The organism is Vibrio sp. G-C-1 (assembly GCF_021728015.1).
Taxonomy (GTDB): Bacteria; Pseudomonadota; Gammaproteobacteria; order Enterobacterales; family Vibrionaceae; genus Vibrio; species Vibrio splendidus.
This window is the reverse complement of record NZ_JAKKCR010000008.1, coordinates 11,485-35,650: the sequence shown is the minus strand read 5'-3', so window position 1 is coordinate 35,650 and position 24,166 is coordinate 11,485. Positions and strand designations below refer to the sequence as shown.

Sequence of the window (24,166 nt, the reverse complement as noted above, 5' to 3'; positions counted from 1 at the left end):
GCAGGAGACGGTCTTAAGGCTTTAGATCTAGATATAAAGCTAGAGCTAGCGAATAAAAAAACGGCCCTCACAATGAGAGCCGTCAATACAATTTATGATGCTTGAGTCTAACTTAGTTCGAAGGTTTGAACTGAGACTTACGCATACGGTTTAGTGCGGCCATTACATCCAATACTCTTGGTTTCGCCAAATCGCCGTAGTTTGGCATATTAACGTGCCACTCATCACTTAAGATTGCACTAAACTCTTTAGCTGGGTTATTTGACCAACCTGGAGTTTGTGCAAACTGGAACCATGCCCAACCAATCGCGTTAACTTCTGATGTCGACTCTAACTGCTCCAATGCAGAAAGATCAGCGAATTCCTTACCAAAACGCAGAGACTCTTTGCCTTTCGCGTTAACACGGAACTTACCGTCAGTAAGAATATTCATCAGTGCTGCGCGGTTTAACGAACGAGGAACAAACGTTTCTAATGCCGTCTCACATTCGTTAGTACGTTGAGTAGGGTGTTGAGCTATCACTTCTTGTGCTTTTGCAGTTACGTCTACCGCTTGGTAATCGTGCATTTGAATCACAGTATCAGCCACATCTAAGTAATCGCCAGAACCCCCCATTACAACAATGGTAGAGATATCCATCTCTTCACGTAGTTGGCCAATACGGTCAACAAGTGGCGTGATTGGCTCAGCACCTTTTGATACTAGCGCTTGCATACGTTCGTCACGAATCATGAAGTTAGTCGCTGACGTATCTTCATCAATAAGTAGCGTTTGAACGCCTGCTTCAATTGATTCTTGTAACCAAGCGGCTTGCGATGTCGAGCCAGACGCATCTTGTGTACTGAAATCAGATGTGTCTTTTTGCATCGGCAAATGGTTGATGTAATTTGATAGGTTCAAGTTGTGAACACAGCGGCCATCTTCAGCGCGGATCTTCATCGTATCAGTCGCCGTCACGATACCTTCACGACCGTCACCAGGAATATGGTTGTAGATAGAACGTTCAACGGCGTTCAACAGCGTAGATTTACCATGGAAACCACCACCAACGATTAGCGTGATACCTTTTGGAATGCCTAGGCCAGTCACATCACCTTGGTTCGGTGTGTTTAAAGTAACACTCAACGATTCTGGAGCAGCAAAAGGCACCGCACCTTTCATTGGTAGGTCACAGTTACCAGCAATACGAGGTAATACGCTGCCATTTGCTACGAATGCCGCTAGGTTGTTTTCTTCCAATTGCGCACGCAACGCGTCTTGGTCTTCAACGGCTTCACAATGCTTAATCATCGCTTCAATGTTGAGTTCGCGTTCAAGCGTTGCGCGACGAATAAATTTAGGCAAATAGAATGTAATGATGTTGATTGCTTTCTTTGCAAGAATACTACGCCCATCAGCCGGTAGGTTGATACGAAAACGAATTTCGATACCGTGCTCGGTGAAAACCACAGATGTGTTATCCAAAACAGTTTGGCCTGTTAGTGCGATAGACACAGTCGTTTCTTGCTTAGCAAATTCAGAGAAGCTACGTGCAATAAAATCACGCGCTGCTACTTGGTATTCGTAAGACTTTTCTTTCAGCCAACCTAACCCTGTTAACGACCAGGCGCGTGTTGCGCGAAAACGTGAAGAAGATGCGTACGGGTCACCTTGAACGTGGTCGATGTGTAATTCGAAATCAGCAAAGTCGTATTGACCTTTAATTTGTTGATATGCGCGGAAGTTTTGTTTTTCGAGCTTTTTAAGCTTTGCAGTCAACTGATCCATAACGAGGAATGCCTATATAAAGGGAAGATTAAAACAGAAAGGCGGCGATTATAAAAATCACCACCTTTAGAGTAAAGAGAAAGTAGGCCTAAATCCAAAACAAACTGCTCTTTTTCGCTTTAAGCGTAACGGGTTGTCCCCAAATAGTTTTGATTGATTAAACTGTGTTCGAATTCTTGGCTCGGCATTGGCCGCCCATAAAGGTAACCTTGGCCCACATCGCAGCCCTCGTTGATAATAAATTGCTCCTGAACTTCCGATTCTATGCCTTCAATTGTGACTTTTAGGTCGAGCTTCTTCGCGATTTGGACAATAGAACGAACGATTTCCGAGTCTTCGTGTGAGTTAAGCATCTGATCGATGAAGCTCTTATCAATTTTAATCGTGTCGAACGGAAATTTCTTGAGATAACTGAAAGACGCGTAGCCTGTACCAAAGTCATCCAGTGACAATGTAACGCCAATGTCATGCAGCGATTCTAAGGTATTCTTAGCGACAACTTCATCGGCAATCAGGCCACTTTCTGTCACCTCGAGTTCCAAGAAGTGGGGTTCTAGGTGATAGGTTTCGAGTAGGTGAACCACTTGTTCCGCAAAGTGCACATTCTTGAGTTGAATTGCAGACACATTCACAGCCATCTTGAAATCTTCAACGTATTCGGACCACTCTTTCGCTTTTTCAATCGCATTACGCAGAACAAAGCTTCCGACTTCGAAAATCAAGCCGTTTTGCTCGGCCATATGTATCAAGGTTTCGTTGGAGATATCACCTAATACTGGATGGCGCCAACGTAGTAGGGCTTCAGCACCGACCCAACGATGCGTTAATGGACATACCTTAGGTTGAAAGTAGAGCATGAGGTCATCATTACGGACAGCTTGAAGCAAATAACCTTCGATCTTATTGATGTGACTTTGTTGTTCAGTATGAGATTGAGAGTAGTAAGCGAATTTTTGTCCGGAATCTTTACAGGCGAGCATGGCTTCTGATGATTTCTGGAGAATGCTTTCCGCATCATCTTCGTTATCAGTAATCGCGATCCCGATAAAGGCATGCAAATGTACTTTGTCACTGTCGATATCGAACTCTGAATGGCCGACCTTAACGAGCGTCTGGCAAAGTTCTTCTAGGCGTTGGTGCAAATCTTTTACGCTGAACGCCAGTACTAGATCGATAGAAGTAGGGCGTGCAGTTAGTACCTCGATATCCGAGATACTGTCGATACGTTGTCGGTATTCAACTAACACTTGGTCTAACGCGTCATAACCATATCGAGCCTGTATACGCCTTCCATTCGTAAACCCTATATGAATAACCGCAAATGAACTGTCCGTCAGCCTTTGCTGTGACGACAGTTTGTTATTTAGGCGAGACTCGAATGCGGTTCGGTTAAAAAAACCGGTGCCGATGTCATGATTCTTTTGGAAGTTTATCTTTTGTTCAGCCGCTCTTCGCTTATCAATCTCTTGGTTTAAAGAATAATTGAGGCTCGCGAGATCTTTAGTGCGAGTGTATACCCGGTTCTTTAAGTCACGATTCATTTGGGTGAGTTTAGCGTGCTGAAACAAGGTTTTAAGCTGGGATTCTATCGAGGTACGAAAGCTTTCTAATAGCTTGATATAGGTAGGTGTGTAGTGGTTCTCTTTCGAGTCCAAGATACAAATAGTACCGAACAATTCGCCGTTAGGCCAAAACAGCGGAATGCCACAATAAGAGATTAAGCCAAGCTTTGTGTCGGGGTTGTTTTCCCAATCAGGATCGGCAAGCGCATTGGGCACCACAAGCTGTTGCTGAGATTCCATCACCGTTTCGCAGTAAAGCCCATTTCCTAAGGTCTCAGAATCGCCTTTGTTGTAAGGGTTATCCTCACTGCGGCTGGTAGAGAAAACTTCAATGTAGTTGGTGTGAACGCGCATGATAAGTGCGGCGGGAACTTCAGTGATTTGAGCCAAGAGGTCGACAATATTCTGCCAACTGGAGGCCATATCGTCAGGGATATCTAAGTCTATCGTTTTTATCTTCTTCATATGACTCCGAGTCAATTATGCTAAATGCATCAACACATCCTGTGTTAATTAAGATGAACCAAATAAACTGTGAATCTTACTTTTACTAAGTATAAGAAATGTTGCACAAAAAAACCTCTGCAATTTTGCAGAGGTTTTCAAATGTGAATCTGGGTCTCAGTAATGAGATAAGTTTCGATTAAGGCTTTAACTTTATAAAATCATCAGTGTTTAGTTTCTCTTTATAGTCTACCGACGGTTGAGCAAACCCGTTCAACTGTAAAAACTCTTCTTTGAATCCTTGATAGTCGCCAATTGCTTGGAAGTTGTTTTCATCCATAGCTTCAAGTAGCTCAGTCACATGGGCTTGGGTTTCTGGATCGAGTTCCCATTCATCCATACGAATTAGGCGTTCGCCGTCCAGAGGGACTTTTGATTGACCATAGAGTTTGCTACTAAACAGACGCTGCATTTGTTGGATACAACCTTCGTGCGTCTCTTTCTCTTTCATCACTTTATATAAAGCGAGCAGATAGGGGCTTAACCCCGGAATGAACACACTGGCTTTGGTGACGAGTGCCTTACACACAGTCGCATAGGCATTACCGCCGAAGTTTGCTAGTTCAAGATTCAGCGCATGGCTGGTTTGATGAAGGTCTATTTTAGCGCGTCCCAAAGTGCCGTCTAAATAAATAGGGTGCGTGACTTCTGGACCAACATAAGAAAATGCGATGGTTTTACAACCTGGGGCAATGGATTCAGCGTTGATGAGCTCATCTATCCACTGTTCCCAATCTTCGCCGCCCATGACTTTAAGGGTACTTTCGGCTTCTTTTTCCGTCGCTGCAGCAAGTGTGTTTGTCACCCAGTTGTCGTGCTCTAGCGAGATAGTCGCGCCGGTAACGCTTTCACCAATAGGCTTAATGGCAGAACGCCAAAGCTCATCAGAATTTGGCTTAGGTCGAACGCCAGCCGCTAAGCTATAGATAATCAGATCCACTTCACCTTCGAAGTAGGTTTCAATGGCTTCGACAACTTGTGTACGTGTTTCTTGTGAAAATGCATCGCCAACGATGTTGATAGCAGTGCGTTGCTCTCGTTCGGCTTCTTTCTTGAAGTAGATGTTGTTGTACCAACCAGCACTACCGAGGGACTTTTCGTTAGGACCGCGCTCGAATGAGACGCCGATGGTGTCAGCTTTTGCACCGCCAAAGGTCACGGCAATACGAGCTGCAAGGCCGAAGCCTGAGGAAGCGCCGATAATCAGTACTCGTTTAGGGCCATCTTTGATTTGCGGCGCACTCTTAACAAACTTGATTTGTTGCTTTACGGCTTCTTGACAGCCAAGAGGGTGAGCGCTTTTGGCTACCACACCCTTGATAATAGGTTCGATCAGCATAAATAACCTTACAGTTAACGGTGATATGCACTCAGGCTAACGTAAAGCTATGTAAAATTTATTGAGCTAGACCATTAAAACTTAAAGATACTGATATAATTCTTCGGCGACGAATTCGGCGATCCAAGGTTGAGCTTCTGGTTTTGGATGCAGTCCGTCGTTCATCATCCACTCAGGTTTAAGGATGATATGCTCTAGGAAAAACGGCAAAAGCGGCACATTTTGTTGATCAGCAAGCGCTGCAAAAACGTATTCAAATTGCTGGTTGTAACGCTTACCGTAATTCGGTGGGATTTTAATCTGCATCATAATTGGCTTGGCGCCCGCAGCTTTTATCTGCTCAATGATTTGATCAAGGTTTGCAGACATCAGCTTAGGTGGGAAGCCACGAAGGCCATCATTTGCACCGAGTTCGATAAGAACCGTGTCTGGAGCATGTTCTTCAAGCAATTGTGGTAAACGAGCTAACCCGTTGCCGGTTGTGTCACCTGAAATACTGCCGTTAACCACGGTAACTGTTTTGTCATGCTTCGCTAATGCGTTTGGCAATAGACTTGGCCAACTCTGTTTGATGTCCATGTTATAACCAGCACTCAAGCTATCACCAAGTACCAGTAACTTAGAATCTAACTCGGTATCTTGAGCCAAAGAAGCGGTTGAAAATATAATAAAGAATAAAAAGGAAATTAGTCGAGTCATGCATACATCCATCATTAAAGCAGAAGCTGTTTCGAAGACAGTGTCTACTAATCAAGAACATTTAACAATCCTAGAGCACGTCGATATTGATATTCGTGAAGGTGAAACTGTTGCGATTGTCGGTACGTCTGGCGCAGGAAAATCAACCCTAATGACGTTACTTGCAGGGCTTGATGTGCCAACGAAAGGCGAAATCAGTTTGTTAGGGCAGCCGCTGTCACAGCTTGATGATGAGGCAAGGGCTAAGATCCGCAGTGAGTCGGTAGGGTTTGTATTTCAAAGCTTCTTATTAATCCCAAGCCTTTCTGCGCTGCAAAATGTCACGCTTCCTTGTTTACTTAAAGGTGAAGACGAAGACATTGAACGTGCGACGGCTTTGCTTGAATCAGTGGGCTTAAAAGACAGACTTGATCACCTGCCATCTCAGCTATCAGGCGGTGAACAACAAAGAGTCGCTTTAGCTCGTGCTTTTATGATCAAGCCAAAAATCCTTTTTGCTGACGAACCCACAGGCAACCTAGACCAACAAACGGCAGCCAAAATTGTCGAGTTACTGTTTGAGTTGAACTCATCCCACGGCACAACGCTTGTTCTAGTGACGCATGATCCTAAACTCGCACAACGTTGCCAACGAACACTTAAGATGCATGTCGGTCAGATAGAGGAAGTCTAAATTGAATTCATCAAACGGACTGAATAAACGCCTGTTCTCATGGAGTGTCGAAGAGATTCGACACGGTCAGTTGTGGCCAGTTTCCATAGCATTAACACTGATCATTGCGTGTGTTTTTGCATTGTCGGCATTGGCCGAACGTATGGAGCAGGTGATTGTTAAACAAGGCAAAGATGCGCTTACTGCCGATAGTGTGTTTATTTCAGCAAACCCAATCCCGCAACCCTTGCTAGACCTCACTCAGGTTGAACAGTTAGAAAGCTCTCAGTTGACCCGTTTTTCAACCATGGCATTCAGTGATAACTCGATGCAGCTAGTAACGGTGAAAGCGGTTGAAAGTAATTACCCATTACGCGGTGAAATGATCTTAGAGGGTGCTGATAAAGCATCAAGTAACCATGTTGAGCCAGGTGAACTTTGGTTAGACGAGCGTATATTTGCACAGCTTGAGGTTGAAATTGGTGACAATGTCACTATTGGCGATGCCGATTTAACGATAACAGGGCGTATCACCCAAGAGCCAGGTTTGAGCTTTAACCCATTCCAACAAATGCCTGCTGTGCTAATTCATACCAGCGATATCGAGGCCACTGGAGCGATTCAACCGGGCAGTCGTGTAAGCTTTAGGCTGTTTCTAAACGGTGATGATACAAAACTGAAAGCCGCGCAAGACAGCGTAGAATTAACACCGAGCGATCGCTGGCGCACGCAAGACTCTGCGAGTCGCACTAACGACATGTTCGAGAGCACAACTCAATATCTTTCGTTAACTGTGGCTATCGTTGTGATAATGGCGGCGACCACTTTGGTACTTACTTGCCAACATTATGTTGCGAGTCGCCGTAAAACCATTGCGATGCTTAAAAGTTTGGGTGCGAGTAAGCAATGGATCATTAAATGGTTGTTTGTACAGGTGTCTCTGTTAGTGGTCATCGGCGCTGTACTGGGAATTACAATAGGGGTCGGCTTAGAGTTTCTACTTCGTATACCTTTAGGTGATTTGTTGCCGACACCACTTCCTAGCTATGGTATTGAACCTGTCATTTTGGCGATTTTATCAAGCATCCTCATTGGTGTGCCTGCTCTTGGTATTCCGTTAATTGGCTTGGTAAACACCTCGGCAATCAGCGTGATTCAATCAAGTCATCAGTCCAATGAAAGCTACAAGAAATACCTGTTGTTGCTGGTGCCTATTATTCCAATGATGCTGATGTACGGCGATAACTTGTTGGTATGGATAGTTCTTGCGGGTATCGCTTGCCTGTTCTTAGTGCTCGCGATTGTCAGTACGCTTGTTCTGCGTTTGGTCGGCAAGCTGCCGACGTCGACATCTATGCGCTTGGCATTGAGCCGAATTAATCGCACACCATTAGCAACAGGGATTCAATTTGGTTCTTTAGCGCTTTCACTGATGCTGTTGTCTATCATCTGGTTGGTCAGGAGTGACTTGTTGTCGGATTGGCAACAAACCTTACCTGAAAACGCGCCAAATGCGTTTGCGCTGAATATTGCGAGCTATGAGAAAGACAGTTATCTCGAGACGATTGATGCAAACGCAGTAGAGCGTACTCAAGCGTTTCCAATTATACGAGGAAGACTCACAACCATTAACGGCGTTGAGGCGGCAAAATACAGCGAGACCTCAGAAGAAACAGACGCATTAAGCCGCGAAATTAACTTCACTTGGGGAGATAGCCTGCCTGAGTACAATGAAGTGTTAGAAGGCAGCTGGACACAAGAGCAGGGCGTATCTGTAGAATCCGATGTCGCGGAGCAGCTGGGTCTAAAGATTGGCGATGAGTTATCGTTCACAATCAACAGCCAGAATGTCTCTGCCAAGGTGAACAGCATCCGAAAAGTAGAGTGGCGAGAAATGAAGCCGAATTTCTACTTCATATTTACGCCAGATGTTTTGAGCTCTATTCCTTCTACTTGGCTCGTGAGTTTCCGACTAGAAGAACAACATAATCAGATGCTCAACGAACTCTCTCGAAATCACCCAACCGTGAGTTTGATGGATATTCGTAAAATGGGTAGCAAGATCCAAGAGTTGCTCAAACAGATTGTTTGGTCGATAACCGTACTTGCGGCTTTGGGTGTGGTAGCGGGGTTGTTGCTAATCTTTACTCTGTTGCGATTGAGCTTGTCTCAAAGACAACAAGAGATACGTTTGTATCGCACTCTAGGTGCGAGTAAGAAGCGAATTCTCAACACTATTTGGTGTGAATACGGGTTAATGGCGTTAGTGGCTGGCTCTATTGCTGCGATGGGTTCTGAGCTCAGTGTTGCAGGGGTAATGAACTTTGGCTTCGAGTTAGAGCCTTCACTCCACCCAATGCTGTGGATGGCGCTACCCGTGCTAACGTTTATCACATTGGCCGCGGTAGTGAATAGCTTAATCAAACGTTTGTTGGCACCAGTAAACAAGGATTTTGGCTAGTCTCTAGCGAGATCTCACAAATGCTTAAAACGGTCTAAAAGTGACATTATTTATATTTAGTCATGCACTATTTATAAGGCGTCGCTTTAGACCGTTTTTTATTTGACCAATGCGTAGCACAAGTAACGAATATCGCACCTTAATTTTCCAATTTTTTAGTGTTTTTTAAAACTAATCGCACAATAATGCCGATTTAATGAACAGCGGTTAGTCCCTGTAAACAAAGGGTTTGCGCAACTTAGCAAGAACGTTATCAACAGTTATCCACAAAAACGGTGGATAACTTTAGGGATAAGTTAACATCTATGTTTTAAGAGTACTGATGCAGCCTTTATGTGGCGTCACTTAGGACAATTTTGACTGTTAGAATAACCTTTAAAACTCTATCTGGAGTTATTGAGTCAAGAGATTATTTATGTTTTTTACATAGATATTAAATCCCACTTAACTAAGACCTTGATAAAAATGTGTTTTAATTCATCGCAGAACAAAAGTAGAATAGCGGCAGTTAATCTTATTCTACAGAACACGATGAACCACAACAAAACGGATACAAATCAGCCTTCTATTGCCATTGTTGGTGGTGGTATTGCCGGAACAACAAGCGCGATTCACTTTAGTGAGTTGGGTTTTAAGGTCACTATCTTGGAAAAAGGGCCGAGTTTGGTTAATGGCCCACCAATTTGCCACCTGCACGCTGGCGGCAATTTGTATCGAGATATTTCTGTAGAGCAGTGTCTGCAGTTACTCACGCAGTCAATTGATACCGTCCGCTTGTTTCCCCACACGATCAATATTCGTCCGACAATTATCGCTGTTCCACACAGTGATGGTGGAGAGCCGTTGGATCTACTTCCGCGTCTAAAGATAATCAAGGACGCTTATGCTGAGCTTGTTAATCAAGATAAAAGCAACCAAGTGCTTGGTAAACCGGAAGAGTATTACAAGCTGTACAGCAAAGAAGAGTTACTAGCACTTGCTACCCAAACACAGCCTCTGAAACCAACATCGCTTGATGATTGGTGTATTCCTTTCGCTAAACATACGGATCTAGAAACCCTTAAGTATCCTGTTGCTATGGTTCAAGAGTATGGCTGGAGTGTATTCCGCTTGTCTGCAACCGCTCAACTGTCTTTGGGGCAACAATCGAATTGCTCAGTATTAACCAACAGCCGATTACAATCTGTTGAATCGTTAGAGCAAGGCTGGTCTTTGACTTATACAGACGCTGAGAACCAAAGCTGTCATTTAACGACCGACTACTTGATTAATGCAAGTGGCTTTGAAACGGGCATCGTGGATGACTTTGTCGGTTCTAAGCAACAAAGGCTTGTTGAGTTCAAAGCCGCATACGTTACAGAGTGGCCGTATTCGCAAGAATGTAAGGAAGAGTGGCCAGAGGTTATCTTCCATGGCCCGAGAGGCACACCGCAAGGCATGGCTCAGTTAACACCGTACGCTGATGGTGTATTCCAACTTCACGGTATGACAGAAGGGATTACTCTGTTTGAGGGTGGGCTTGTTTCATCGTCAACCGATTCATCACAGCCTCAGCTGCCTTCTAAGCTTCTTAAGAAAATCGTATCAGGTTGGAGTGAAGAGCAGCTTGAATTAAGAACTCGCGCTGCGATAACGCATATGTCCCAGTTCATCCCAAGTTTTAGCTCTGCACTGGTAGGTGGTAAGCCTCTGTTCGGTGCACAGCAGATTCCGGGAACCGATCCGAGCTTAAGAGCTTCAGACGTTTCATTCTGTGGTGATCGCTATGCTCGACTTGAAGTAGTCAAAGCTTCCTCAACCTTAGAGGCTGCACAAAAGGTTGCTGAGCATTGGTTTGATGTCGCAGAGTCAGTATCGATTGAAGATACACACTCAGTGACAATGTCACTTAATCTAAATGCTATTGAGAATAGAGCGATAGATTTGACACAAGAACGTGGATACCCAGAAGCGCTTGCAAAGGTATCAGGTCAAGATCACGCTTAAAATTGCGCTGATTCACCTAGCGTTTAAATCATGATGGCCTCACCAAAAAAATCCAGCTTGCTGCAAACAGTAAGTTGGATTTTTAGGTAATACGTCTTGCTCATGTTCTTAATTTAAGTGGCTTTTATCTACAGGGGCGCATCAATAACCGAAAAACTGAGCCCATTGGCACCACACATCTTGTAATCTTAAGCGATCGCCTTTACTAAACGAGACCTCATGTCCAGGTTTGGCTTGTGCTAAGCGCGGTAAATCGATTCTGGCGACACATCCAATCTTCGGATAACCACCAATGGTCTGTCTGTCATTAAGCAACACGATAGGTTTCCCATCTTGGGGGATTTGAATCGCACCTAAGGCTATGCCTTCTGACAATAGCGAAATATCAGGTGAATCAACCGATTCACCACTCAGTCGATAGCCCATGCGATTTGAATTTTGGTCAACGTGATACTGTGCGTTATACAAAGTCTCTTTTGCTGACTCGGAGAACAGCTCGCTTTGATAGCCTTCAATCACTCGCAGGTTCACTGGTAGGTTGTAATTAGGCGTGTATCGAAAGGTAACACTCAACGCTTTAAACGGGCGAGAGAGTTTGTGTTGGGTAAACGCAATTTGTTGCCCTTGCTGGCATGGCTCTCCATTTTGCGTTAATCCACCAATCTTTTCACGAGTCACCGTAGAACAGCTATGAAGAGTAGATGGAACATCGAAGCCACCCTTAACGGCTAAATACGCCCTTAGACCATTTTTAGGCAAACCAAATGAGAGAACTTGCCCTGCGAAAGCTTGAAAAGTACGCCAGTTCGACTGTGGCTTACCATCGAGCTTCGCTTGTAAATCGCCACCACATAACGCCATTTCGCAATCAAAATCGATTCGTAACGCACATTGCCCAAGCGTGATTTCCAACGCCGCTCGGTTGACTGGGTTTCCGAGCAGGTGATTGGCCCAGCTATACGAGTAATCATCAACAGGACCACCTTGTGTTAATCCAAGATGAGCAACACCAAATCGTCCGAAATCTTGAATCAAACTCAACGGGCCGGGTTTAATCACTGTTAGTGTTGGTTTAGCTATTGTATTAACCATTAGCGACATCTCCACTAATCTTCATAAGCCTAAGCTCTACAAATTCTTGTTTTGAAATCGCGATGAAACGGACTGTGTCACCGACATTAAGTAGAGACAGCGGCGTTTGCGTGGTATCAGCATTCTTTAATTGGCTGTGATCAAACAGTGCGAGTGGGCAATTGCCAATAATATTCCAACCGCCCGGTGAGTCCGAAGGATAGACCGCCGTTTTCGTATCCGCGATGGCGATGCTACCTTTCGGTACACTTAAACGTGGGGTTGAATGACGAGGCAAAGCAAGCTCGTTGACCACATCAGACATAAACGCAAAGCCAGGCGTAAACCCAATGGCACTGACGCTGTATGTTTGTGAGGTGTGATGTTGAATGATCTCATCCAGCGAGATGCCTTTGGCTTGATATCGGTCTAAATCGAGTGCTGTTTCTGGTGAGTAATAGGCGGGAAGCTCGATAGTGTTACGCGTGTTACTAACGCTAGAGAAGGACGAAAGAGCGTGATTCAACAAATTATTGAGTTGTTCAATGAGCTGCTGTTCTGATATTCGATAAGGTAGGTAATCGACCAATATTGTGTGGTAAGCCGGTGTCACATTCATCAATACAGATGCTAAGTTTTGGCGAATGGCATCAGAAAAGTGAGCCATGTACTGCGCATATTGAGTGCTAGATTGATTATTTGAAGGCGATAGCGTCAAGGTCACCAAAACGCTGCATTCTGCGACTGGCGCTATATTGAACTCAATTTGATTCGTCGTCATTTCGTTTCCATACGTTTGTTTGCCTTTGATTTACTTACTGCCTTTTATTTGCGTATTTGGCGTTTTTAACATCCGTGTCTAAACCAATACAAAGCGATTAGACCTTACGAGTAATTGGTTAGATGCTCGGTTAGGCGAGTGATAAGGCCATGCGCTATACCAATCACACGCTTCATACTAGTTAAAAGCGTTAAGGTCTTGTCTGATTTTTCTAATTAATGCGATGGATTGGGGATTATCACCATGAACACAGATGGTATCGGCTTCAATAGGCAGTCTTTCACCTTCAATGGTCGTGACCGAACCGTAATTAATGATTTGCATGACTTGGTTGTAGATGTCGTCTTGATTGACGTAAACCGAGCCTTTTTGAGTTCGCGGCGATAACTGCCCATTATTCAAGTATGCACGGTCGGCAAACGCTTCAAACAAGAGTGGCAGGTCATGATCGTCAGCAATATCTAAATACTGCTGATTGTCTGACGAAGAGAGGATCATTAAGGGGATGTTAAATTCAGCGACGGCTTGGGCTACCGCATTAAACACATCAATGTTCGCCATCATATCGTTGTAAAGGGCGCCATGAGGTTTCACATAGCCAACAGATGCATGGTGATATCGGCAAAGGGCTTGTAGTGCACCGACTTGATAACAAACCAGTTCACTGATCTCGTCCATAGTATGAGGAATAGAACGGCGACCAAACCCAACTAAATCTTGATAACCAGGGTGAGCACCAATTTGAGTGTGATAGTGCTGCGCCAGTTTTATGGTTTTGGACATAACGTGCGGGTCAGACGCGTGAAAGCCACAAGCGATGTTTGCCATATCGACCCATTCCATGACCGACTCATCATCGCCCATCTTCCAATTGCCGAAACTTTCTCCCATGTCGCAATTAAGCAAAATCTTCGTTGTCACGTGGTGCTAATCCTTTACGTTGAGGTAAGTAATGACGGTCTTATAAATGCCATAAATAAACAGTGACCTGACTCAAACTTTCGACACCAAAAATTTACCAGTATGGCATTTCATATATAGTTGAACTATTGATTAAAGGATTAATATCTATCTGTATATTAGGTGAGCACATGATATCGCGCCAGGTTTGTTTAGGACTAGCATTAACGACACCTGTTTTTGTAGCTGCTCAAGAAAATTCTTTAGACCAACTCATGTCAATGAGCCTTGAAGAGTTGTCTATGTTAGATGTTGAAATGGAAACGGCTTCGAAAGTGACACAAAAACTTACCGAGATTTGTGTCAACCAAGAGTCTGTATATGTGAGGGTCTCTCATGAATTCTAAGTGGCTCAAGTACCGTATTAAGCTTGGTTTTACTAAACTCAGCCTTGCCACTTTAGCGATGTTTATTATGCCTTTAAATACATCGGCGGCTAGTTTCAAGCCTTATGAAGTGAAAGCGGTGTACCTTTTTAGAATTGCCAACTTTATTCGTTGGAACGACGAAAGCACCATGAATACGGTTAACTTCTGTGTGATTGGCGATGAGAAGGTAAGCAAAGCACTGACGTCGATTACACAGGGGAAATCTATTCGCTCTCTCGCTATTCAAGTACATCAAATGGTGACTCCTAAGTGTGATATCACTTATCTATCTGATCTCGATAATGATCAATTTAGCCGTAAAGCCCACTCACCACATACTGTGACGATTAGCGATATCCCAAACTTTACGGACATGGGAGGAGTCATTGAGCTAACGCACATCGATAATAAGCTAAAGCCTAAGATCAACTTAGTGAATGCAAGACGCGGTGAATACGTCATCGGCTCAAACCTATTACGAATCGCTATAGTGGAGGGCCAATAATGTTGTCTTTCATTAATAATTTATCGATTAAAAACAAGCTGATATTACCGATTGTCATCTTCATCGCGGTTACTTTTGTGACGATTCAATCAGTTAATTACACTGTCACTTTTGAGCGAGAAAAACAGAGTCTTATTCAGCGAGTTAAAGTGTTAGCTCAAGGTGTTGCCTATAACCTACAAGCCGCGATTCTATTTGAGGATAAATCTTCGGCTCAGGAGATTTTGTCAGCCTTCGTTGCGGACAAAGATATAGTCAGGGTGAAGCTTTATGACATTAACGAACAGCTTTTTGCGAGTTATCAAGTCAGTAATACGCTGGTTCCAAGGCCGAATAACGATGAATTAAATGACATCGCGGATCACCAATTTGCCATCTCCGAGAATTTCATCTTTTTGCTTGTTCCGGTGACGCTGGATGACGCTGTGATCGCTAACTTGAGAGTAACAATATCAAAAGAGACGTTTAATACGATCTTAACGAATATTTTCAAGGTTGCGGCCGTCTACCTGCTGTTTCTGGTGATCTTAGGCGGGGGATTGGTCAAATTGGTTCAACGCTTAATTATCGATCCAATGTTTGACCTAAATGAGGCGATGCAAGCCTTTGTTGAACGTCGTTCAGAACAACCAAAATTAGTCGCAACGAACCACGATGAGATAGGGGATCTGGTTCGAGCTTTTAATACCATGCTCGAAAGACTTCAACAACGTGACAACCAAATCAATTTTACGCTAGATAAACTACAAGAAGAAAAGTCGTTTGCGAATGAGGTAATTGAAACTGTTCAGCACTCGTTGTTGGTAGCCGATGAAAAAGGGTTCATCGTTCATGCGAACGCTGCCACTCGTGACATTTTTAAGTGTACCGAAGCGTTTCTTGAAAATTTATTGATCCAAGAGTTGATCGCAACAAAGCAAACTGGGTTCTTACAAGAGGTTATCGACGCTAATATTGAGCTGAATGACGAACTACTCGAAACCACCGATCTCTTTAACTCAAAACGCTGGCTTCGTGTGAGCAGCCGTTCGTTGTCAAAGCACGGTCGCATTCTTTATGCAATCCAAGATGTCACGGGGATAGAAACGGCCATGAGTCGCCAGCGTATAGCCGCGGGTGTTTTTGAGAACAGTAAAGACGGCTTAATCGTACTGAATTCATCCAATGTAATTACCATGGTAAACCCAGCGGTCACCCAACTTCTTGGTTATCACGCTGATCTGCTGGTGGGCAAAACACCATTTGACGTTTTTTCTTGGCAACAGTTTTCATCCCTAATGCCGACAATTCGCAGTTCATTGGAAAATTATGGGCAGTGGCAAGGCGAGGTATGGGAGAAGAGTGCATCTGGCACTTTGGTTCCAATGTTTGTAAAAGTGAATCGAGTTTCGTCAGGCAACGAGAAAGACGAGTTTGATATGGTACTCACACTGTCTGATTTATCTAATGTCAAAGAGATGGAAAGGCTTGAACACTTGGCTCATCACGACGCATTAACGGGTTTGGCCAACAGAGCTCAGCTGTATAAGGTGATGGATGATGTCGTCACGTCTAGCCATTATTCTAATCAGCATTTTGCGGTTATCTATTTGGATCTCGATGGCTTTAAACACGTTAACGATAACTATGGACATGATGCGGGCGACGAAATCCTCAAAGAAGTATCGAGCCGGTTGCTATCTCAAGTTCGTGCAGGAGATTTGGTAGCACGTTTGTCGGGTGATGAATTTGTTCTTATTATTAAACAGACCAATAAAGTCTTGTTAGCTAAGTTAGCGGAGCGACTGTTGGAGCTGATCGGGCAAGAGGTGACCCATAAACAGCGTTCGCTTCATGTTGGAGCGAGCTTGGGCATACACTTAGTTGATGGTTCAGAGCGTGATATAGACGTGATTCTAAAGGTTGCCGATGAGGCGATGTACCAAGCAAAACGCAAAGGAAAAGGTCAATTTGTGTTCTCTCGTGATAGTTAATAGCCGTAGGCGTTTGTGACCTCTACCTAAGTTGTTGTATCATAAGTGATAGGTTGAATATTTTTAATTAAAAGGTCTGCTAAACATGAATGTTTTAGTTACAGGTGGCATGGGTTACATCGGTAGCCATACAAGTATCCAGATGATCAACGCAGGAATGACACCTGTACTTTTTGATAGCTTGTATAACAGTAAACCAAGCGTTCTAGAGCGTATCGAAAAAGTATCTGGTGTTCGCCCTAATTTCATTGAAGGTGACGTTCGTGATAAAGCGCTTTTGACTGAAACCATGAAGCAACACAACATTGAAGCCGTTATTCATTTCGCTGGCCTAAAGGCGGTTGGTGAATCTGTGGCTAAGCCTCTTGAATACTATGACAATAACGTGAACGGCACGTTAGTCCTTGTTGATGCAATGCGTGACGCTGGTGTAAAAACCTTAGTATTCAGCTCTTCAGCAACGGTCTACGGCGATCCTGCGAGTGTGCCTATCACCGAAGATTTTCCAACAAGCGCAACCAATCCTTACGGTCGTAGTAAACTAATGGTTGAAGAGTGCTTAACCGATTTCCAAAAAGCCAATCCAGATTGGAGCATTACGCTGCTGCGTTACTTTAACCCAGTAGGTTCACACCCAAGTGGTGAGCTAGGTGAAGACCCGCAAGGTATTCCAAATAACCTAATGCCATTTGTCTCTCAAGTAGCCGTGGGCCGCCGTGAATTCCTATCGGTATTTGGTAGCGATTATCCGACAAAAGATGGGACTGGTGTTCGTGATTACATCCACGTCATGGATCTGTCTGATGGCCACATCGCAGCGCTTGAAAAAGTAGGGCGTAAAGACGGTCTTCATATCTACAACCTTGGCACTGGTAACGGTTCGAGTGTATTAGATATGGTTAAAGCGTTCGAGAAAGCGAGCGGTAAACAAGTCCCTTATAAACTGGTCGATCGTCGCCCAGGTGATATTGCAGAATGTTGGGCAGACCCTGCTAAAGCTCAAAAAGAGCTGGGCTGGAATGCGACGCGTACATTGACTGAAATGACGGAAGATACATGGCGTTGGCAGTCAACGAATCCTAATGGTTTCCCTGGCTGATCTAGTCGTTTCATGAATGATTAATATACAAAAAGATGCTTTAGGGCATCTTTTTTGATCTAAATCGAATAAAAAGTGAATTGGTGGTTAAAAAGTATCATTCTGTATCGGTTGTTGTTATCATGCTCGCGAATTATATGTTTAATGTTAATTTTCTTTGGAGTTAATCATGGAACTAGGCCTAATTATCACTTTCATCATTGCTGCTGCAGTAATGGTTAAGAAAGAGATGGCAGAGAAGTAATTTCACTTTATCCCTTTTTGATACAATTTTTAGTGAAATAATAAAAGCCAGCATTTAGCTGGCTTTTTAGTATCTGCAATTCAGGATTTTAACGAATTAGAATTCGTATTTAGCTGAAATGCCGTAGTTTCTTTCCGCTTGAGAGTTCTCTTTGTAAAGCTCATCATCACCACGAATGTCGTTCCAACGGTAGTACTCTTCGTTAGTTAAGTTGAATACACCACCACGGATAGTAAGATCCTTCATTGGCTTGTAGTAAGCTGTCAGGTCAACAACCGTAGCGCTTGGAAGCTCAGCTTGACCAGCGTTTCCGCCGCTTTCGTCATCGAAGTTGATGTCTGAACCAGACTTGTTAGCCGTGTAGTTTAACTTAAGGCTAGTACCCCAGTTTTGGTTTGGAGCATCATAGTTAAGACCTAATACAGCATTCCAAGGGTTAACACTATTCAGTGCATTGCCGTTTCCGTCTTCACCTTCTGTATATGAAGCAACGAAGTGAGTTGAAATCCCCTTAGGTGCACCTACCAAAACATCCCATAGTAACGTGTTAGAGAATTCAACACCCTTAATTGTTGCCGAATCTAAGTTAACGTTAGAATAGTGTGTAGTTCCGCCAACTTTTTTCGTTACCACTGTTTCGATAAAGTCATCGTAATCACTGTAGTAAGCCGCAATCTCAGACGATGAAGCCTGTGTATTATGACGGTAACCTAGCTCATAAGAGATACTGGTTTCTGACTTAAGATCCGGGTTTGGATCGTTTACGTAACCATGTCCTGGGTTGTCATACGTGTAGTACAGTTCATCGAAAGAAGGGGCTCTAAAGCCTTGGCTAATTTGGCCAAAAATGGTGCCTGTATCAGTAAGTTTGTATGTTGAGCCTAAACGTCCAGTTACCGCAGAATCAGAGAAGTCCGTAAGTGACTCACCTGTATTTTTACCAGGGTCTGTAGAGAAGTGATCGAAACGAACACCTGGAGTAACAATAAGTTTGTCGTTCATTAGGCTAATTTCGTCTTGTACAAACAGACCAAATTTTTGCTCTTTAGCATCAGGAGTGTATACATAGAGCTTATCATCAGTCGCAGTATCAGAGTTGTACTCCATATTGGTATTGCTGATGTCGCTATGTGTATAAGTTGCCCCATAAACTAGGTAATGGTTGTTAATCTCTTTATCTAGCTGAGTTTCGATCTCAAGCTTATCTTCGGTGTATTCATAGTCTTTTGTTTGTAAGTTATCGTTGTTAGCTGGCACCCAAGGTGGCATACCTGGACCCGCTGGCTTAAAGCGCTTCGTCACACCATTTTCTTCTTTAGAAATGTACGACACTTTACTGGTCACGGTATCGGCAATTGCGCCATCAGCAAACCAAATGTGTTTAATCGCAAATCGATTTTGCTCTGTATCATCTGCACCCGTGTAGCTATCGTAGCTTGAGTGATAAATGTCAGAGTCTGAAGTATCTTTGATTAGTTCAGCTAGAAACTCAATACGATGGCTTTCATTCAATTGATATTGCAATTTTACCAATAGGTTATCGGCTGATGTGTCTTGATCTTCTACTGCGTAATTCTCTAAGTTATTAGAGTCGCGGAAGTTTTGAAGCTCTTCACCGTCACGGCGAGTGTAGGCAACCAATGTTTCTAAGTCACCAAATCGATTAGCTAATGCAACGTGCTCACTGAAAGAGTTATCTTCTGAAGAGTAAGACAGTTTCGCTTGGCCACCGAAGTCTTCGCCATCTTTCAAGAAATCAGAAGGGTCTTTAGTTTCAAAGGCAACAACACCGCCAATAGCATCACTTCCGTGTAAACTTGAAGCAGCACCTTTGATAATTTCGACACTTTTAAGCATGTCGGGATCGATTGAAATACCGCTAGAATTGATAAATGCGTATGGACCACCATCAAATGAACCTGGCTGAGAAGAGCCATCGACTAAAATCTTAACGCGTTTACCTTCCATGCCACGAATGTTGATAGTCTGTGCGCCTTGGCGAGAGCTTGAATTCATCGTTACACCCGGAGTGTATTCGAAGATTTCATTCACATCTTTCGCCATGTTCTCTTCAATTTGCTTATCCGTGATGACAGTAACAGAAGCCGCAGTATTGATAAGTGTTTGATTCGTACGAGTTGCCGATACAACAACCTCGTCAAATAGGGCATAATCGTCAGCAAAGGCTGATGTTGATGAAAGCGCTAAAACGATTGAAGCAGAGAGTAGGGATTGCTTATACATCTGATAGTTACCTTAGTTCCATAGTATTATCTTGATTTGCGAAAGATAATATTGGATCTAAATGATAATTACTATTATTTGCATTTAAATAATTTTCAATTTTATCAACTAATTCATAATTAATACTCTTAAATATCTGTATTAAAGAGACTTTTACAGTTCCATTCATCGCCTGAATGCTTCTGTTTTTGTGATTCAAGTCTCATTTATAAAGTAGGAAAGCTATGCATAGTCCAATAACACTTGAAGCATTACACATATTAGATGCCATTGATCGTCGTGGGAGTTTCGCAGCTGCAGCGAATGAACTGGACCGAGCGCCTTCTTCATTGAGTTATCAAATCCAGAAGTTAGAACAAGACTTAGATATCATGATTTTTGATCGCTCAGGCCACCGTGCAAATTTCACGGAAGCGGGGCAGTTAATATTAGAGCAAGGTAGAATCATTCTTGGTGCCACTGAACAACTCGTTAACGATGCGAGTATTCTTGCTAATGGCTGGGAGCTCGATTTAACCATTGCCTTTGATGGCATCATTCCGATTGCCAATTTCTTCCCGTTGGTCGACGAACTCGGGAAAATCAGCAAAACACGTGTTCGCTTACAAGAAGAGATCTTAGCCGGATGTTGGGAATCCCTGACAGATGGCCGATCCGATTTATTGGTATGTCCCAAGCTCGACACGATTCCAAACGATATGAAAAGTGACATTATTGGTAAGATGGAAATGGTATGGGTCGCGGCATCAAACCACTACGTTCATAAACGTTCTGGCGAGTTCGATCAAAAAGCGAGGGAAAGTTACAGGGTTATTGCAATTGCGGATACTGCACGCGACCAACCAGCGTTGAGTCGCAACATTCTCGAGAAACAACCTCGTTTAACCGTAACAAGCTTCCCTGCAAAGGTAGAGGCTCTGACAACTGGATTAGGGATTGGCACCTTGCCGAGTAGTATTGCTAAGCCGCTGATTGAATCTGGCGTTCTACAGCAGATTTCGGGTACAGAACCACAGCCGATCGATATCGTCATGGCTTGGCGACGCAACAAAATGGGCGACGCCAAGTCTTGGTGTATCCAACATCTTAAAAAGACATGGGCGTTAAAGTAACGGTAACACCATATCTGCAGTACCATCTTCAAAACTGATATCTAGCTCGAAGCCGAGCTTTTGGGCTAGTGTCAGCATCCCTCTATTCGTTGGCATCGTCATGCCCGACATCTGTTTAGTCTGCTTCGCACGGCAGTAATCGATAACCTTAGTCATAAGAATACGACCTAAGCCGACACCTTTCAGATCGGAACGTATCAGAATCGCGAACTCGGCATCGGTGTTCTCTGGGTTAATTAGCGCTCTCGATACACCAATAATCGCAGGCACACCTTGTTCCTTACGAACCACCACAAACGCGATTTCTCTATCAAAATCAATCTGAGTAAAATTCGCCAACGCCTCATGATTGAATTCTCCAACATCACTAAAGAAACGCTTATACAGATCCTCTTTAGAGACGCGATTAATAAAGTCAGCATGAAGCGGTTCATCTTCAGGAAGAATAGGGCGTAGCAACACTTCGGTGCCGTCCTTGAGTACTATATTCTCTTCAAGCTCGACCGGATAAGGGCGAATCGCAAGACGTTCTTGTGGATCGCCTTCGTACGCTTTCAAGATGATATCGGCATCTAATATCGTGAACTTGTCACCATTGGCCAGTACTGGATGGATATCCAAATCATGTATTTCAGGGCAATCGACTACCATTTGCGATATACGAACCAGCAACTCAGAGAGCCCTTCAATGTCGATTGGGTTAGGCAGTTTTTGCAGGCGAATCTTGCCACTTTTTATCGCCCTAATGATCAAGTAACGCGCCAGTGTCATGTTAAGCGGTGGGAAAGCAGCCGCGGCATCAATCGATTCATCCCACTCAGAGCCACCTTGGCCAAGTAAAATGATAGGGCCAAAGGTTTCGTCCGTTGTGACCTTAACTCGCAATTCTTGGCCGCCCGCAAGCTTAGCCATACCTTGAATCAACAAGCCATGGATATGAGCAGTAGGGAACGACAATTGAGATCGATCGAGAATTGCCTGAGCGGCATTCGCGACTTCACTACTGTTTCGTAAATTGAGCATCACACCTTGAACGTCCGACTTATGCGCAATGTCTGGCGAGCGAAGTTTTACGGCGACCGGGTAACCGATCGTTTCAGCAATGTGCACCGCTTCACTTGGGTCGGAAGCAATCCAAGTTGGCAACACATCAAGATTGAAGTGCTTGAAAAACTGACTATTTTGGTGAGTATCAAGACTAACTGTATCTTTATCCAGTAGTTGGCGTTCTATCCAACTTTTCGCATCTGCCAAGTCTTCAATGTGCACTTTTTCTGCCGTGGTCGGCGTTTCCATTAACTGACGTTGGTTGCGTCTGTACTCGACCAAGTGCATGAATGCAACCACTGAACTTTCAGGCGTTCGATAGGTTGGGAAACCCGCTTCAGTAAACAGCTTTCTCGCCGGCCTTGCGGTTAACTCCCCAGACCAATTCGTTAAGATATTAAAGCGCTTGTGGCGAGGATGCTTTTTAATCGCTTCAATAATTCGCTCTGCTGTTCTGGCTGAATGTGCGACTGCAGAAGGGCTGTGCATGATAAGAATCGCGTCCGCTTCGTCGCCATCGAGTAAGATGTTTATGGTGTCGATATAGCGTTGATCGCCGGCGTCGCCAACAATATCGATAGGGTTGCTATGAGACCAACTCGATGGCAAAACCTTACTGAGTTTATCGAGCGTATCTTCAGAGAATTCTGCGAGCTTGCCGCCGCGGTCAAATAGGGTGTCCACGGCCATAATTGCTGGGCCGCCACCATTGGTAACAATAGCCAAGCGCTCGCCACGCAAGGGCACTGAATGAGTCAGTGTCTCTACCGCAGCAAACAGTTCATGTAAGTTCTTAACTCGCAACATACCGCTGCGTCGGATCGCAGAGTCATAGATAATGTCTAAGGTATCGGCACCACCGGTATGTGCCATTGCCGCTGCTCGGCCTTTCGCTGTTCGTCCGCCTTTGAGCACTAGAATTCGTCGGTTGCGTGACGCTGCACGCGCTGCAGAGATAAAGCGCCTCGCATCAGTAATGCTATCGACATAAAGCAATATCGCTTCGGTGTGAGAATCGGTACTCAGATAATCCAAGAGTTCCGAGAATTCAATGTCACTGCCATTGCCTATCGAGATAAACGCTGAGAAGCCAATCTCTTTGTCGTTCGCCCAATCTAGAATCGTGGTACACACTGCCGCCGACTGAGAAACAAAGGCGATTTTACCTGGCAGCGCAGTCACTGGAGAGAAAGAGGCGTTTAAATTTAACCATGGGACAATAATCCCCAAGCTATTGGAGCCAAGCACCCTAATGTTGTGTTTTTTAGCAATCGCTAGGCATCGTGCATCATACGTTTCGCCATTATCGCTTTGTTGCTGCATGTCGGAAGAAAGCACAATGACAGAGGCTATGCCTTTCTCGGCCAGCTCTTCAAAAATAGCCACATTACGGGTCGCATTGGTACAGAGAATCGCAAGGTCAGGCACGATAGGCAGTGACAAAATGTTCTTGTATGAGAGTACGCCTGCCACTGAATCATATTTTGGCGTAACGGGCATCACCGCACCTTTAAAATCCCCGTGCAACAAGTTATTCATGACGATATATCCCGCGCGCGTTTCTCGTTGAGAAGCACCAACAACAGCGATTGAACGGGGTTTAAGGAGGGGATCAAGATGATTCATAGACATATCCTAGCAATGCACGTAAGTTCATCGTAACTTACTTTTCACTCACGGGTTGATGGCAAATTCACCGAATTCAGATGAATAAGCAAACACTGCATAAAGTTTGTGAAATAGGTCACCCACTAATGGTGTATAATCTCAAAGTTAACTTGATTCTAAACC

At 44.0% G+C, this 24,166-nt stretch carries 17 protein-coding genes; 8 read left to right on the top strand and 9 right to left on the bottom strand.

Going from position 1 to position 24,166, the window contains the following annotated elements:
• Window positions 1-112 precede the first annotated feature (112 nt).
• The 4 genes from L3V36_RS13190 to L3V36_RS13175 all read right to left on the bottom strand — a co-directional run bounded on the left by L3V36_RS13190 (window position 113) and on the right by L3V36_RS13175 (window position 5,872).
• Complete coding sequence (locus L3V36_RS13190; protein ID WP_004730952.1) at window positions 113-1,768, bottom strand: ABC-ATPase domain-containing protein; 1,656 nt, start codon at window positions 1,766-1,768, stop codon at window positions 113-115.
• Between the two features lie 119 nt (window positions 1,769-1,887).
• Entirely contained in the window at window positions 1,888-3,795 is a 1,908-nt protein-coding gene (locus tag L3V36_RS13185; RefSeq protein WP_208774835.1) for an EAL domain-containing protein, read from the bottom strand.
• A 178-nt stretch (window positions 3,796-3,973) separates the two neighbouring features.
• Window positions 3,974-5,173 carry an enoyl-ACP reductase FabV gene (fabV, locus tag L3V36_RS13180; RefSeq protein ID WP_065681470.1) on the bottom strand — a complete coding sequence of 400 codons (1,200 nt, stop codon included), beginning with the start codon at window positions 5,171-5,173 and terminating at the stop codon, window positions 3,974-3,976.
• An 81-nt stretch (window positions 5,174-5,254) separates the two neighbouring features.
• On the bottom strand, window positions 5,255-5,872 hold the full coding sequence (locus tag L3V36_RS13175; protein WP_004730957.1) for an arylesterase: 618 nt from the start codon (window positions 5,870-5,872) through the stop codon (window positions 5,255-5,257).
• Between L3V36_RS13175 and L3V36_RS13170 the strand changes: the two genes are divergently transcribed.
• The 3 genes from L3V36_RS13170 (at window position 5,871) to L3V36_RS13160 (ending at window position 10,971) form a co-directional block, all read left to right on the top strand.
• Complete coding sequence (locus L3V36_RS13170) at window positions 5,871-6,545, top strand: ABC transporter ATP-binding protein (protein ID WP_004730959.1); 675 nt, start codon at window positions 5,871-5,873, stop codon at window positions 6,543-6,545. The two genes, L3V36_RS13175 and L3V36_RS13170, sit on opposite strands and share 2 nt — an antisense overlap.
• Before the next feature lies 1 nt (window position 6,546).
• Window positions 6,547-8,985 (top strand): ABC transporter permease, encoded by a 2,439-nt coding sequence (locus L3V36_RS13165; RefSeq protein WP_208774833.1) that lies wholly within the window; start codon window positions 6,547-6,549, stop codon window positions 8,983-8,985.
• Between the two features lie 531 nt (window positions 8,986-9,516).
• Window positions 9,517-10,971 (top strand): NAD(P)-binding protein, encoded by a 1,455-nt coding sequence (locus tag L3V36_RS13160; protein ID WP_108091512.1) that lies wholly within the window; start codon window positions 9,517-9,519, stop codon window positions 10,969-10,971.
• 141 nt (window positions 10,972-11,112) lie between these two features.
• Here L3V36_RS13160 and L3V36_RS13155 read toward each other — a convergent pair whose 3' ends face one another.
• The 3 genes from L3V36_RS13155 to L3V36_RS13145 form a co-directional block, all read right to left on the bottom strand.
• A complete protein-coding gene (locus tag L3V36_RS13155; RefSeq protein WP_208774831.1) occupies window positions 11,113-12,072 on the bottom strand; it encodes a biotin-dependent carboxyltransferase family protein in 960 nt (319 codons plus the stop codon).
• Window positions 12,056-12,823 carry a carboxyltransferase domain-containing protein gene (locus L3V36_RS13150; RefSeq protein WP_208774828.1) on the bottom strand — a complete coding sequence of 256 codons (768 nt, stop codon included), beginning with the start codon at window positions 12,821-12,823 and terminating at the stop codon, window positions 12,056-12,058. Before L3V36_RS13150 ends, L3V36_RS13155 begins: the two co-directional genes overlap by 17 nt.
• A 177-nt stretch (window positions 12,824-13,000) precedes the next feature.
• Window positions 13,001-13,744, bottom strand: a complete 744-nt coding sequence (locus tag L3V36_RS13145; protein WP_017064591.1) for a 5-oxoprolinase subunit PxpA — start codon at window positions 13,742-13,744, stop codon at window positions 13,001-13,003.
• A 170-nt stretch (window positions 13,745-13,914) separates the two neighbouring features.
• On the opposite strand from L3V36_RS13145, the gene L3V36_RS13140 reads away from it, so the two are divergent.
• From L3V36_RS13140 to galE, 4 genes are all read left to right on the top strand, one after another.
• On the top strand, window positions 13,915-14,130 hold the full coding sequence (locus L3V36_RS13140) for a hypothetical protein (protein ID WP_065681473.1): 216 nt from the start codon (window positions 13,915-13,917) through the stop codon (window positions 14,128-14,130).
• Window positions 14,120-14,656: a YfiR family protein gene (locus L3V36_RS13135; RefSeq protein WP_004730973.1), complete on the top strand. Its 537-nt coding sequence runs from the start codon at window positions 14,120-14,122 to the stop codon at window positions 14,654-14,656. Before L3V36_RS13140 ends, L3V36_RS13135 begins: the two co-directional genes overlap by 11 nt.
• The gene (locus L3V36_RS13130) at window positions 14,656-16,629 is read left to right on the top strand and encodes a diguanylate cyclase (RefSeq protein WP_208774826.1); all 1,974 of its coding nucleotides are present in this window, start codon (window positions 14,656-14,658) and stop codon (window positions 16,627-16,629) included. Before L3V36_RS13135 ends, L3V36_RS13130 begins: the two co-directional genes overlap by 1 nt.
• An 85-nt stretch (window positions 16,630-16,714) precedes the next feature.
• Window positions 16,715-17,728, top strand: coding sequence for a UDP-glucose 4-epimerase GalE (gene galE / locus L3V36_RS13125; protein ID WP_017079232.1), 1,014 nt, complete (start codon window positions 16,715-16,717; stop codon window positions 17,726-17,728).
• Window positions 17,729-18,068: 340 nt separating this feature from the next.
• On the opposite strand, the gene L3V36_RS13120 is transcribed toward galE, so the two are convergent.
• Entirely contained in the window at window positions 18,069-20,216 is a 2,148-nt protein-coding gene (locus L3V36_RS13120) for a TonB-dependent hemoglobin/transferrin/lactoferrin family receptor (protein ID WP_208774820.1), read from the bottom strand.
• A 224-nt stretch (window positions 20,217-20,440) separates the two neighbouring features.
• Here L3V36_RS13120 and L3V36_RS13115 point away from each other — a divergent pair, with 224 nt between their 5' ends.
• Window positions 20,441-21,328, top strand: coding sequence for a LysR family transcriptional regulator (locus L3V36_RS13115; RefSeq protein ID WP_208774818.1), 888 nt, complete (start codon window positions 20,441-20,443; stop codon window positions 21,326-21,328).
• Here the strand turns inward: L3V36_RS13115 and L3V36_RS13110 are convergent.
• Window positions 21,320-24,001, bottom strand: a complete 2,682-nt coding sequence (locus L3V36_RS13110; protein WP_017095712.1) for a bifunctional acetate--CoA ligase family protein/GNAT family N-acetyltransferase — start codon at window positions 23,999-24,001, stop codon at window positions 21,320-21,322. The two genes, L3V36_RS13115 and L3V36_RS13110, sit on opposite strands and share 9 nt — an antisense overlap.
• Between the last annotated feature and the right edge of the window lie 165 nt (window positions 24,002-24,166).